At 73.0% G+C, this 13,045-nt stretch carries 12 protein-coding genes; 8 read left to right on the top strand and 4 right to left on the bottom strand.

All coding sequences use genetic code 11. The annotated features are described in order from the left end of the window. Window positions 1-103: 103 nt before the first annotated feature. Window positions 104-721, bottom strand: a complete 618-nt coding sequence (locus ABZ624_RS22330; protein WP_360091509.1) for a TetR/AcrR family transcriptional regulator — start codon at window positions 719-721, stop codon at window positions 104-106. 111 nt (window positions 722-832) lie between these two features. Next, complete coding sequence (locus tag ABZ624_RS22325) at window positions 833-1,342, bottom strand: hypothetical protein (protein ID WP_360091506.1); 510 nt, start codon at window positions 1,340-1,342, stop codon at window positions 833-835. Between the two features lie 163 nt (window positions 1,343-1,505). On the opposite strand from ABZ624_RS22325, the gene hmgA reads away from it, so the two are divergent. The 5 genes from hmgA to ABZ624_RS22300 all read left to right on the top strand — a co-directional run bounded on the left by hmgA (window position 1,506) and on the right by ABZ624_RS22300 (window position 6,428). After that, window positions 1,506-2,840 (top strand): homogentisate 1,2-dioxygenase, encoded by a 1,335-nt coding sequence (gene hmgA, locus ABZ624_RS22320; RefSeq protein ID WP_360091503.1) that lies wholly within the window; start codon window positions 1,506-1,508, stop codon window positions 2,838-2,840. Between the two features lie 48 nt (window positions 2,841-2,888). Next, the gene (locus tag ABZ624_RS22315; protein ID WP_360091501.1) at window positions 2,889-3,638 is read left to right on the top strand and encodes a GntR family transcriptional regulator; all 750 of its coding nucleotides are present in this window, start codon (window positions 2,889-2,891) and stop codon (window positions 3,636-3,638) included. Between the two features lie 25 nt (window positions 3,639-3,663). Continuing rightward, window positions 3,664-4,818: a type ISP restriction/modification enzyme gene (locus tag ABZ624_RS22310; protein WP_360091498.1), complete on the top strand. Its 1,155-nt coding sequence runs from the start codon at window positions 3,664-3,666 to the stop codon at window positions 4,816-4,818. A gap of 117 nt (window positions 4,819-4,935) precedes the next feature. Then, window positions 4,936-6,156, top strand: coding sequence for a CaiB/BaiF CoA-transferase family protein (locus ABZ624_RS22305; protein WP_360091495.1), 1,221 nt, complete (start codon window positions 4,936-4,938; stop codon window positions 6,154-6,156). A gap of 137 nt (window positions 6,157-6,293) precedes the next feature. Next, window positions 6,294-6,428 (top strand): hypothetical protein, encoded by a 135-nt coding sequence (locus ABZ624_RS22300; protein WP_360091492.1) that lies wholly within the window; start codon window positions 6,294-6,296, stop codon window positions 6,426-6,428. Window positions 6,429-6,597: 169 nt separating this feature from the next. Here ABZ624_RS22300 and ABZ624_RS22295 read toward each other — a convergent pair whose 3' ends face one another. Both ABZ624_RS22295 and ABZ624_RS22290 read right to left on the bottom strand, forming a co-directional pair. Beyond that, the gene (locus ABZ624_RS22295) at window positions 6,598-7,416 is read right to left on the bottom strand and encodes an anti-sigma factor (RefSeq protein WP_360091489.1); all 819 of its coding nucleotides are present in this window, start codon (window positions 7,414-7,416) and stop codon (window positions 6,598-6,600) included. Beyond that, entirely contained in the window at window positions 7,413-7,955 is a 543-nt protein-coding gene (locus ABZ624_RS22290) for a sigma-70 family RNA polymerase sigma factor (RefSeq protein ID WP_360091486.1), read from the bottom strand. Before ABZ624_RS22290 ends, ABZ624_RS22295 begins: the two co-directional genes overlap by 4 nt. Before the next feature lie 210 nt (window positions 7,956-8,165). Here ABZ624_RS22290 and ABZ624_RS22285 point away from each other — a divergent pair, with 210 nt between their 5' ends. From ABZ624_RS22285 to ABZ624_RS22275, 3 genes are all read left to right on the top strand, one after another. Continuing rightward, window positions 8,166-9,710, top strand: a complete 1,545-nt coding sequence (locus ABZ624_RS22285) for a DUF4331 domain-containing protein (RefSeq protein ID WP_360091483.1) — start codon at window positions 8,166-8,168, stop codon at window positions 9,708-9,710. A gap of 99 nt (window positions 9,711-9,809) precedes the next feature. Further along, window positions 9,810-11,531: a tetratricopeptide repeat protein gene (locus ABZ624_RS22280; protein WP_360091480.1), complete on the top strand. Its 1,722-nt coding sequence runs from the start codon at window positions 9,810-9,812 to the stop codon at window positions 11,529-11,531. Next, a complete protein-coding gene (locus ABZ624_RS22275; protein ID WP_360091477.1) occupies window positions 11,528-13,015 on the top strand; it encodes a nickel transporter in 1,488 nt (495 codons plus the stop codon). Before ABZ624_RS22280 ends, ABZ624_RS22275 begins: the two co-directional genes overlap by 4 nt. Window positions 13,016-13,045 lie beyond the last annotated feature (30 nt).

Here is a 13,045-nt window from a genome sequence, read left to right as displayed (position 1 = left end):
GGCCGGCGCGTACGGGCTCAGCGGCCCGGACGGGCACGGGGTGAGCATACCGACCGGTATGCATGGAGGGGAGGTCTTCTCGTACGGGGATTCGGCCGGGCGGTCAGTCGAGCACGCGGGCCAGGTACGCCCGCAGCAGCTCCCGGGTCTCCGTGATGATCGCCTCGTCCCCGTCCGGGTCGGTCCGGAAGGCCAGCTGGACGAGGGTGTCCGCACTCTCCACGGCGACCAGGAAGACCCGGTGCAGCTCGTCGTCGGGGGTGCGGTCCAGATAGCCGGAGAGCAGCCTGGTGAGCCGGTCGGCGACGCGGGTGTTGGGCTCGGCCTGGCGGACGCCGACCGGTATCTGGTTGCCGAAGTCGACCAGCGAGAAGCCGGGCGCGGTGCGCTTCATGGCCAGGTACTCGTCGAGGACGGCGTCCATCGCGGCCCGCCAGTCGCCCTGGTGCACCTTCGTCAGCTGCTCGGTGACACGCTCGGTGTACCGCTCCAGGTTGCGCTGGGCGAGGGCGTCGGCCATCTGCCGCTTGTTGCCGAAGAACCGGTAGACGGAGCCGATGGGCACACCGGCGCGCAGGGCGACCGCGCGGGTGCTCAGAGCGTCGTAGCCGACCTCGTCGAGGAGTTCGGCGCAGGCGTCGAGGATCCTGGTCAGCCGTTCGGCACTGCGCCGCTGGACCGGCGCGCGGCGGAGCGATGTCGCATGGGGCACGGGCTTCATGATGCCTCTCCGCCGCGGTCCGGTGAACCTCGCCCTCCCGTACGGACAAGGGTGGCCGGTGCACTCACTTCCCGGCGGCCGGGGTCGTCGTACCGGCCGACGGCCCGGCCGTCACCGCTCCGCTTCCGGGGCGGTTATGTCGGCGGTGCTCTGCACCGGTCTGCCGTGTACGGCCCACACGGTGCCGTCGTCGGCGTACAGGCGCGCGGTGACGTGGTGGGTGCCGTGCGGGACGAGGCGGTCGGGCAGGCGGTACCGGGGCGAGCGCAGCGGGGTGACCTGGCGGCCGTCGACGAAGAGGTGGGCGAGCCCGTGCCCGGTGACCGCCGACGGCCGGGCGCCGGGCCCGGAGCAGCGGAAGTGGTGGAAGGTCAGCCGGACGTTCCAGCCGCCGCCCGCGTGCGGGGTCACCTCGACACCGACCTGCGGCGCGTTCTTCGGATCGACCTCGCGCAGATGCCGGCCGGTGCCGTCGGTCGCGTCCAGGACCTTGCCGACGGGCGAGGACGGGACGGTGGCGGTCCGGGCGTGACCGCTCGTACAGCCCGCCGCACCGAGCGGCAGCAGGGCGCACGCCGCGAGCGCGGCGAGCGTCCTGCGGATCCACGACGTCATGAGCATGCCCGGAGAGTAGAACAACGCTCCGGTCCGCCGAATCCGCCTCAAGTCGGGTTCCGGCCACCCGGCGGAGTCCCTCGGACGTAGTACCCCGTGCCCTCTTGCGCCGGCCCCCCGCACATTCCTACGGTGTTGCATAGGAATCAGGGAGCGCAAGGGAGCGATCATGAGCGGGGACGCACGCAAGACCGCCGAGGGGCTGTCGTATCTGACCGGGTTCGGCAATGAACACGCCTCCGAGGCGGTGCCGGGCGCCCTGCCCGAGGGCCGCAACTCGCCGCAGCGGGCACCGCTCGGGCTGTACGCGGAGCAGCTGAGCGGTACGGCGTTCACCGAGCCGCGGGCGCACAACCGCCGCTCCTGGCTGTACCGCATCCGCCCGTCGGCCGCGCACCCGGCGTTCACCCGCACCGACAACGGCGCGATCCGCACGGCTCCCTTCACCGAGACCGTGCCCGACCCCAACCGGCTGCGCTGGAACCCGCTGCCCGAGCCGCCCGCGGGCACCGACTTCCTGGCCGGCCTGTGGACGCTCGGCGGCAACGGCGACGCGACCCAGCGCACCGGCATGGCCGTGCACCTGTACCACGCCAACGCATCGATGGAGCGCGTCTTCTCCGACGCCGACGGCGAGCTGCTGATCGTGCCGGAGCGCGGCGGGCTGCTGCTGCACACCGAGTTCGGCCAGCTGCATGTGGAGCCCGCACATATGGCGCTGATCCCGCGTGGGGTGCGCTTCCGTGTGGAACTGCTGGACACCGCATCGGACGGCGGGCAGAGCCCGACGGCGCGCGGCTATGTGTGCGAGAACTACGGGGCACCCTTCCGCCTCCCCGACCTCGGCCCGATCGGCGCCAACGGCCTCGCCAACGCCCGGGACTTCCGGGCGCCGGTGGCCGCGTACGAGGACGTGACCGGCCCCGTGGAGGTCGTGAACAAGTACTGCGGCAACCTCTGGACGGCCACCTACGGCCACTCCCCGCTCGACGTGGTCGCCTGGCACGGCAACCTGGCGCCGTACGTCTACGACCTCCGCCGTTTCAACGTGATCGGCAGCATCTCCTACGACCACCCCGACCCGTCCATCTTCACCGTCCTGACCTCCCCCTCGGACACCCCCGGACTGGCCGGCGTCGACTTCGTCGTGTTCGCGCCGCGCTGGCTGGTGGGCGAGGACACCTTCCGGCCGCCGTACTTCCACCGGAACGTGATGAGCGAGTACATGGGCCTGATCGAGGGCGCGTACGACGCGAAGGCGGAGGGGTTCGTACCCGGCGGCGGCTCGCTGCACAACATGATGTCGGCGCACGGACCGGACCGGGAGACGTTCGACCGGGCGAGCGCGGCCGAGCTGAAGCCGCAGAAGATCGACAACGGGCTGGCGTTCATGTTCGAGACCCGCTGGCCGGTGACCCTCACCCCGCACGCGGCCGGCGCCGACCACCTCCAGCGGCGCTACGACGACGTGTGGCAGGGGCTGGAGCGCCATTTCCGCGGATGACGGCGCCTGTGTTGCGCCGCACGTTCATCGACGGGTACGGATAGCCGCGTGACCTCCTTCGCCCCGGATTCGATCGTCCTGAACCGCAAGCTGCCGCTGTGGTACCAGGTGTCGCAGTCGCTGCGCGCCTCGATACTCGGCCGCTCCCCCGAGGACCCGCTGCGGCTGCCCACGGAGGAGCGGCTGGCGGAGCACTACGGAGTGAGCGTGCTGACCATGCGGCAGGCACTGAAGGAACTGGAGGACGAGGGGCTGATCAGCCGGCACCGGCGGCGCGGCACGTTCATCGAGCCGGACGCCCGGCGGGGCGCACCCGTACGCCTGCTCGGCTCGGTGGACGCGATCGTGGCCCAGCAGTCCGGCATGACGACGGAACTGCTGGACCACGGCCCGGTGCCCGTGCCGCCCGCTCTCGCCGAGTACTTCCCCGACCTCGCGGAGGTGGCGGCGTACCACCGCCTGCGCTGCGACGAGAAGACCGGCGAGCCGACCAACCACGCCGTCAACCACATCCGCCCCGAACTCGCCGCTCGCATCGACCTGGACGATCTGATCCGCTGGCCGATGACCAAGGTGCTGCGGGATGTCGTGAAGGCGGACATCAGCCGGATCACGGACACCGTGCAGGCCCGCCTCGCCGATCCGGAGACCGCCCGGCTGCTCCAGGTGCCGCTGCTCAGCCCGATCCTGCACTACACCGGGGTGACGTACGACGCCGGGGGCAGGGTGCTGGACGTGGCGGTCATCCACTACCGGGGGGACCGGTTCTCCTTCACCGTCACCCTCGACGCGACCTGACACCGCTTCCCGGTCAGGTCGTACGATGCCCTGCGTGCCGTACGACGACGCTCCGCCGCTGGCGGACCTCATGCCGTGGTCCGTCGCACCGCTGCGGCCGGGCCGTGCCTGGCCGACGGCACCCGACCCGGGCTCCCTGAAGGCCCGCTGGGACGCTCTGCTGAAGGCGGAGGGCCCGGACCGGCAGGCCCTGTTCGAGGCGACCCGCTCCCGCACGCTCGACTCGGCGGTGGGTCAACTGCCCGGCCAGTCCACCGGCACCGAGCGGCTGGCCCGTGCCGAGGGTCCGTGCGCGGAGCCGGTCCGCGTCCTGGCGGCGCCCTTCGACGAGCAGTGGCTGATCCCGGACCACCGGCTGATCGACACGGCCCGCCCGGAGCTGTGGCGGGTGGCGGACGCGCACCAGGTCTTCACGGTGGAGACGGGCGACGCGGACACGCCGCTGCTGGCCACCTCCCTGCTGCCCGCTCTCCGCCCCGGCCGCGTCCGCCCCCTCTGGCGCCGCCCCGGCGGGACCGAACCGAACCTGGCCCCGGGCCTGCTGGATCACCTCTCCGCCCGTCTGTCCGACCGCCCCACCGCGGCGGACGTGCTGGCCTGGATCCTGGCGACGATCCGTCCGGACCTCACCGTGCCGCTCACCGACGACACCGAACTGTGGCGGACCGGCGTCGAGTCGGGCCACCGCATGCTGTGGCTGATGCGCCGCGACGGCGAACGCCCCAAGCTGCCGGGTGGCCGCCGCCCCTACGTCCGCGCACCGCTGCCGGCCCGGCCGCTCACCCTGCACTACGACGAGGACGAAGAAACCCTCCACCTGGACGAGGGCCGCATCTCCCCCGTCCCGCCGCAGGCCTGGGACTACGCGGTGGCCGGAGTCAGAATCCTGGAGTGCTGGTTCACGGCCCGCACCGCCCCGGCAGGCCCCGGCACCCTCACGGCGATCCGCCCGGCGACCTGGCCACAGCCCTGGACCTCGGAACTGCTGGAACTGATCACGGTCCTGACCCTGCTGGCGGAACTGCGGGCGCGGCGAGCCGAGTTGAAGGTGAGCTCGGCGATCACGGCAAGCGGTCTGCGCGAGGCGGGCGTCCTTCCGCCACCGCCCTCCGCCCGCCGCCCCGCCTCGGTCCTGGACCACCACGAGGAGGGGCCGGAAGGCCAGTTCGCCCTGATCTAGGCGAATGCGTCCAGCGCCCGCTGCACCGGGGACATCAGCCGCGGCAGCCAGGGGGAAGAAGCGCTGAGGGCTGTCGGGCTGCTGACAAAACCGCCGGTCGCAGGCCATGATCCGGCCATGGAACAGCCCACGGGTCAGCCCACGCCCCAGCAGCCCCTGCCCCTCGCGGGCATCACCGTCGTCGCCGTCGAACAGGCCGTGTCCGCACCCTTCGCGACCCGGCAGCTCGCCGACCTGGGCGCCCGGGTCATCAAGGTGGAGCGGGTCGACGGCGGCGACTTCGCGCGCGGCTACGACACGGCGGCCCGCGGCCTGGCCTCGCACTTCGTGTGGTGCAACCGCGGCAAGGAGTCCCTGGCGCTGGACCTGAAGGACCCGCGCGCCCTGGCCGCCGTACGGCGGCTGATCGCGGACGCGGACGTGTTCGTGCAGAACCTCGCCCACGGGGCGGCGGCACGCCTCGGTCTGGACGCGGCCACGCTGTGCGCGGCGCATCCGCGGCTGATCGCCGTGGACATCTCCGGGTACGGCCCCTCGGGGCCGTACGCGGACAAGCGGGCGTACGACATGCTCGTGCAGTGCGAGGCGGGGCTCGTGTCGGTGACCGGGACTCCGGAGCAGCCGGTGAAGGCGGGGATCCCTGCAGCGGACATCGCGGCGGCCATGTACGCGTTCTCGGGCGTCCTGGCGGCGCTGGTACGGCGCGGTACGACCGGGCGGGGCGGGCCGGTGGAGGTGTCGATGCTGGAGGCCCTCGCGGAGTGGCTGGGGCATCCACTGCACCATGCGATGCACGGGGGTGAGCCTCCGGCGCGCACCGGCCTCGCGCACGCCGTCATCGCACCGTACGACGCCTACCCGACGGCGGACGGCGGACGGGTGCTGCTGTCCGTGCAGAACGACCGGGAGTGGCGGCGGCTGGCCGAACAGGTCATAGGACGCCCGGAGCTGGGGACGGATCCGGCGTACGCGACGAACGCGGCACGGGTCGCGCACCGGGAGAAGACGGACGAGCTGGTGACCCGGGCGCTCGGCGCACTGGACGCCGACGAGGCGCTGGCGCGGCTGGAAAAGGCGGGCATCGCCTGTGCCCGGCTCAGGGACGTGCACGAGCTGGCGGAGCATCCCCAGCTGGCGGCCCGGGAGCGGTGGCGCGAGGTGGGCTCGCCGGTCGGGCCGCTGAAGGCGTTGTTGCCTCCCATCACACTGCCGGGCGGGGACGAGGCACGGATGGGTGAGGTGCCCGCGCTCGGGCAGCACACCGAGGCGCTGCTGCATGCCGTGGGGATGACGGACGACGAGATCGCAGCGATGCGCCGGGACGGTGTGGCGGCCTGAGCGCCGGCACTCCGCGAGCGGACTCCGGGGACGGCTCGGGGCCGCTCAGTGTCCGCCGAACAGCGAGCGTCGCAGCCGGCGCAGTGGCGCGAACAGGGAGACACGGCTGACCCGCTTGCCCCGGTCGCTGCGCTGGTGTGCGGTGTCACGCGCCGTCAGCTCGAGCATCAGCGACGTCGCCTCGACCGTCTCCCGCTGCGGTATGGCGGGACCCGCCAGTACCGACAGATGGCGGTCGAGGCGCGAACTGGTCGCGCTGCTCCCGCAGGTGATCGCAGGGACCCTGGCCCTGCTGCGCACTGTTATCTGTTCCATGTCACTCCCCACCCGTACGAGTCCACCCGGCCCGGGCAGGGTAACCCTATCGCCCCAGGGGGGCACGCGTGTATCTCGGCCACAGGATTCACCTTCCCCGCAAGGCGGTTGACCATCCTCCACTGACTACTCTCCGAATCCGACCGATTTCAGGGTGAGTTGGACAAGAGGCCGACTGGTGGGCCGCACTGATCCACCGTCAGGTTCGACGGTTACAGCGAGTGACGTCGAGGAGGTGTCGAGACCCTTGGCGACCAAGGGCGCGTCGCCCGCGAAGAGCCCGAGGGAGCGCGGTCCCGCGCCGGGGCGCACGAGCCAGAGCTGATGGACCCGGCCGCCGGGCGGGGCGCCGTATCCGCTGAGGGTGACGACGGCTTCCCGCTCCGATGCGGAAGCGATCACTCCGATACCGCGGCCCTGAGCGTCCTTGCTGGTGGTGGCCCGGGCGTCGGGTGCGGCCAGAACGTGGGCGATCTCACGTCCCCGGGACCGTTCCGCGTCCAGCCGGTCCTGGCTGCGCTGCGCCTGGACGGCGAAGAGGGAGGCGACGACGAGGGCCGCCGCCGCGGTGGCCGTGGCGAGCGGCCCGAACAGGGGGCGCGTGCGGGGTGTACGGGTGCGTCCCGGCGGGGGCTGGGTGCCCCAGACGTGCGGCGGCAGCTGGGGCGTGCGCTCCCGGACCGGTGCCCGGGCCGGCTCCTGCGGGGTGGTGCGCACGGCGGCCAGCACCCGCTCGCGCAGTCCGGCGGGCGCGGGGGCCGCCGCGGACCAGGCCAGCCGTACGGCGTCCTCGGCGAGGTCCCGCACCTCGGCGGCACAGCGGTCGCAGCCCTGCAGGTGTTTGGCGAACCTGCGCCGCTCGCCCGTATCGAGGGCGTCGAGCGCGTAGGGCGCCGCGAGGGAGTGCAGGTCCTCGCGGCGCAGCAGCCTGCCGAGGATGCTCATGCGGCGCCTCCCAGGCACTGGCGGAGCCGGGTGAGCCCGTCGCGCATCCGTGTCTTGACCGTGCCGAGCGGCAGCGAGAGCCGCTCGGCCACCTCGCGGTAGGTGTAGCCGTCGTAGTAGGCGAGGGTCACGGACTGGCGTTGCAGGTCCGTGAGCCGGCGCAGGCAGCGGCGCACCCACTCGCGCTCCATGCCGGCCTCGACCTCCTCGGCGACCTGGTCGAAGGCGGGCTCCCCGGCGCGCAGGGCCTCCCGCTGCTCGCGTTCGCCGGCCGCGCGGGCGCTGCGCACCCGGTCGACGGCACGGCGGTGGGCGAGGGTGAGGATCCAGGACAGCGCGCTGCCCCGGCGGGGGTCGTACCGGGCGGCCGAGCGCCACATCTCGAGCAGCACCTCCTGGGCGACCTCCTCGGACTGGGCGGGGTCGCGCACCACCCGTCGTACGAGTCCGTACACCGGCCCGGACACCAGTGCGTACAGGTCCTCGAACGCCCGCTGGTCGCCGCCCGCGACGAGCACCAGCAACTCGTCCGCCCGCATGCGGGTCCCCTCTCCCTGGCCGCAGCCGGCCCTTCCGCGCACTCCACGCATCCGCACGAACGCACACCTCCGGCGGGTGATACGGATCAGCGGGCCGAAAACGCGGGTCGGGAAGGGCGCAAAAGTTTTTCTCCGGCCGACCCATCCGATCCGTGGTCCGGCTCCGTATACCCGTCCGTCAAAGGCAAGTCGGCACTGAGGACGGACGGTATGACACCTCTCTTCTCCAGGAGCGGCACGGGACGCAACGGCCTGGTCACGCTCATCTGCGGTGCGCTGGCCGCCGGAGGGCTCACCGCCGCCGGCGCCGCCGCGCTGGCACCCGGGACGGCCTCCGCCTCCTCCCACCGGGAGGCCCCGCTGATCTCGGGCACCCCGCAGTACGACAACACCGACCTGTACGCGTTCGTCAGCCCGGACAAGCCCGACACCACGACGATCGTGGCCGACTGGATCCCGTTCGAGGAGCCGGCGGGCGGGCCGAACTTCTACACGTTCGCCGACGACGCCCAGTACGACCTGCACATCGACAACAACGGTGACGCGCAGGACGACCTGGTGTTCCGCTACACCTTCACGACCCACACGAAGAACGGGAACACGTTCCTGTACAACACGGGGCCCGTCACCAACCTGGCGGATCCCGACCTCAACGTCACGCAGACGTACGACATCGAGCTGCTCAAGCTCAAACACGGGCACGCGGTGTCGAAGACGAAGGTCGCGGACGATGTACCGGTGGCGCCGTCGGACGTCGGCAAGGCGTCCATGCCGTACTACGGCAAGCTGCGCGACCAGGCCGTCTACAAGGCGGCGGGCGGCACCACGACCTTCGCCGGGCAGGCGGACGACCCGTTCTTCGCCGATCTGCGCGTCTTCGACCTGCTGTACGGCGGCAACCTCAGTGAGGTCGGCCGGGACACCCTGAAGGGCTACAACGTCAACACCATCGCCCTGCAGGTGCCGAACGACCTGATCCGCCAGTCGGCCGGCCAGCCGGTCGTCGGGATCTGGTCCACCACCCAGCGCCGTAACGCGCAGGGCTCCTACACCCAGGTCTCGCGCCTCGGCAACCCGCTGGTCAACGAGGTGGTCAACCCGCAGAAGGACAAGGACAGGTTCAACGCCTCCCAGCCCGCGTACGACGCGCAGTTCCTGAAGAACGTCACCAACCCGGAGCTGCCGAAGCTGATCGAGTCGATCTACAAGATCAAGGCGCCGGCCGAGCCGCGCAACGACCTGGTCGACGTGTTCCTGAAGGGTGTGAAGGGTCTCAACCAGCCGCCCAAGGTGCGTCCTGCGGAGGAGCTGCGCCTGAACACCTCCGTCAAGCCGAGCATGCATCCCAAGCGGCTGGGCGTCCTGGACGGCGACAACGCGGGCTTCCCGAACGGGCGCCGGCTCACCGACGACGTGATCGACGAGGCGTTGCAGGTCGTCGAGGGCGAACTGGTCGGCTCCAAGAACGACCTGGGTGACGCGGTGGACAAGAACGACAAGGGCTTCGAGAAGTCCTTCCCGTACGTCGCCGAACCCACCTCCGGTTCGCGCGGCCCGCTCGCCAAGGGCACGACCGCGGGCACGGACGTGCGCAGCCAGCTGGGCGACGCCCTCCAGCCCGCCGGGTCCTCCGGCGGCTCAGGTTCCGGGAACACGGTGCTGATCGCCGCGTCGGCCGCCTCGGGTGCGGCCGGGATCCTGCTGATCGGCACCGCCGTCGGATGGTGGCGCCGGCGCATCCGGCGGCCGTACTGAGCCCCACCCACCCAGACCGGCGCGGCCCGTGTCCCCCCTCCCCCCAAGGCGGGCCGCGCCTTCCCCTTCCGACCAGCACCAGGCGACCGAGGAGAGGGCATGTCTCCGCGTACGAACGACGACGAGGCCGGCGAGCGGCAGGTGAACACGGAGGAGGACGAGACGGCGCCACGGCCCGCCGCAGCCGCGACCACGTCCGGGACGGCCACCGAAGAAGGCAGGCCCGGCTTCGAGGAGTCCTCGGTCGCCGGTCGCGACCGCACGACGCCCGACCCCGGGGAGCCCGGGGTCTTGCTCCGCGCAGCGCCTCCTGCGAAGGACGCCAGGCCCCTGGCGCCCGGGGCCGAGGAGTCCTCGGCCGGCGAGGACGAGGAGGTGACGCCCGGCTCGGGGGAACCCTCGGCCTCCCTCCGCGAAGGCGCCCCGGCGCGAGACACCGAGCCCCTGACACCTGGGGCCGGGGAGCGTGTGGTCAGCCTTCGGCGGTTCGCCGCCGCCGGGCGGCGCCGGCGGGTCGGGCAACTCGTCGGCTGTGCCGCCCTGTTGGCGGTCGCGCTGACCGGTGGGGCGATCGCCGTCGGGGCGGACCGGGCGCCCGCATCGGTGCCGGCCGCCTCCACCGCCGTGGACCCCGGTGTCCTGGGCGGCGGCGACCTGGACGCGAGCATCGCCGCGCTGCAGGGCCATCTGCGCACCCAGCCCAAGGACTCCGGCGGTTGGGCCACCCTGGGCCTGGCCTACGTCGAGCAGGCACGGACCAAGGGCGACCCCTCCCGCTACCCGCAGGCGGAGCAGGCGCTGAAGCGGTCCCTCGCACTCGCCCCGGACAGCGACCAGGCGCTGGCCGGCCGCGCGGCCCTCGCCGCGGCCCGGCACGACTTCAAGGACGCCCTGACCTACGCGGACGAGGCACTGCGGCAGAACCCGTACAGCGAACGCGCACTGTCCTCCCGTATCGACGCCCTGGTCGAACTCGGCCGGTACGCCGAGGCGTCGAAGGCGGCCGGGATCGCCGACGCCCGCAAGCCGGGCGTGCCCGTCTTCACCCGGTACGCGTACGTGCACGAGCTGCGCGGCGATGTGACGACGGCACGCCGGGTGCTCGAACAGGCCCTGGCCGGCGCCATTTCCAAGGGTGACGTCGCCTACGTGGCCGCCCAGCTCGGCCAGCTCGCCTGGAACCAGGGCGACTACAGGACCGCCCTCACCTACTACGCCCGCGCCCTCGCCGCCGACGACACCTATCTCCCCGCGCTGGAGGGCCGGGCGCGGGCACAGGCGGCCGGCGGTGACCGGGCGGCGGCGATCAAGGGGATGGAGACGGTGGTGTCCCGCTATCCCCTGCCCGGTCCGCTCGTCGAACTGGGCGAGCTGTACGAGGCACGGGGCGCCGCCGGCGACCGGGCCAGGGCGCGGCGGCAGTACGCCCTGGTGGACACCTGGATCGCGCTGGCCCGCGCCAACGGCGTCAACGCCGACCTCGACACCGCCCTGGCCGCCGCCGACCACGGCGACAAGACGGCCGCCCTGCGCGCGGCCCGCGCCGAATGGGCCCGCCGGCACACCGTGCACACCGCGGACGCCCTGGCCTGGGCGCTGCATGTGAACGGCCGCGACGCCGAGGCCCTGCCGTACGCGCGCCAGGCCACCGCCACCGGGTACCACAACGCCGCCTTCCTGTACCACCGCGGCATGATCGAGCTGGCCACGGGCCACCGCACGGCTGGCCGCGCCTCCCTCACCTCCGCCCTGGGCCTGAACCCCGGCTTCTCCCCGCTCGGCGCGGCCGAGGCCCGCGAGGCACTGGAGGCCGCGAAGTGAAGCTCCGCCTCCCCTTCCTGCTCCTCGCCCTGAGCGCGCTCGCGCTGCTGCCGGCCGGCCCGGCGAGCGCGCACCCGCTCGGGAACTTCACCGTCAACCGCTACGACGGCCTGGTCGCCGCCCCCGGGCAGCTCCGCGTCGACCATGTGGAGGACCTCGCCGAGATCCCGGCGACCCAGGCCGAGCCGGACATCGAGCGGCTGGGCATGACGCGGTGGGCCCGGCAGCGCTGCGCGCAGGCCGCTCGGGGCAGCGAGGTGACGGTGGGCGGGCACGGCGTCCCCCTCACGGTGCGGGACAGCAGGGCCGGACTGCGCCCCGGGCAGGCCGGTCTCCACACCCTGCGCGTCGAGTGCCGTTGGACCGCTCCCCTGCCCCGGGACGGCTCGGTCTCCCTCGGCTTCCACAGCGCGACGAACTGGTCCGGCCCCGGCTGGCGGGAGATCACCGCGCGCGGCGACCGCATGACGCTCACCGCGACGGACGTCCCGAAGACATCGCTCTCGCACGAACTGACCACCTACCCGAAGGACCTGCTGTCCTCCCCGGCCGACACCACCGCCGCCTCCGTGCGGCTGCGCCCCGGCGGCCCGGCGCTCGCCGCGGAGCGGCAGGAGGCGCCGGGCGCCGCCGTCCTGCCGCGGGGCGCCGACCGCTGGACCCGCGCGCTGGACGACCTCGTGGCCCGGCACGACCTCACCGTCGGCTTCGCCGCGCTCGCGCTGCTCGTCGCGGTCGTCCTCGGCGCGATACACGCTCTGGCGCCGGGCCACGGCAAGACCCTGATGGCCGCGACGGCGGCGGCGCGCGGTGGCCGGGCCCGCCCGCGGGACGTGCTGCCGCTGGCCGCCTCGGTCACGGTGACCCACACCCTCGGCGTGGTCGCCCTGGGCCTGCTCGTCACGGCCGGCTCGGCCGCCACGCCCTCGGTGATCGCCTGGCTGGGCCTGGCGAGCGGCGCCCTGGTGCTGGCGGCCGGCGCCAACCTCGTACGGCGGGCGTGGCGCAACCGGGCACAGGGGCACACCCATTCCCACTCCCACGACCACGACCACCCTCATGATCACGCTCACTCCCATGACCACGGTCACCACGTCGAGCACACCCATGGCGGCCACACCCACACCCACCCCACCGCCCCCACCCTCCGCGGCACGATCCTGCTCGGCTTCGCCGGTGGGCTGGTGCCCAGTCCGTCCGCCGTGGTCGTCCTCGTCGGCGCCGCCGCGCTCGGGAAGGCCTGGTTCGGGCTGCTGCTCGTGGTGGCCTACGGTGCCGGGCTCGCGCTGACGCTCACGGCCGCCGGGTTCGCCGTGGTCCGGCTGGGCTCGGGGATGACCCGGGTACTGGAGCGGCGTCCGCGCTGGACCGTCCACCCGGTGGCCACCCTCGTGCGCCGGTCCGTGCCGCTCGCGTCCGCGCTGGTCGTCCTGGCCCTGGGTGCGGGACTGGTGCTGAGGGGCGCCGTATCCGCGCTCGGCTGAGCTACTTTGGGGAGACATCACGCGACTTGC

It is taken from the genome of Streptomyces sp. NPDC007205, assembly GCF_040634095.1.
Lineage (GTDB): Bacteria > Actinomycetota > Actinomycetes > Streptomycetales > Streptomycetaceae > Streptomyces.
This window is presented reverse-complemented; position numbering and strand designations above follow the sequence as displayed.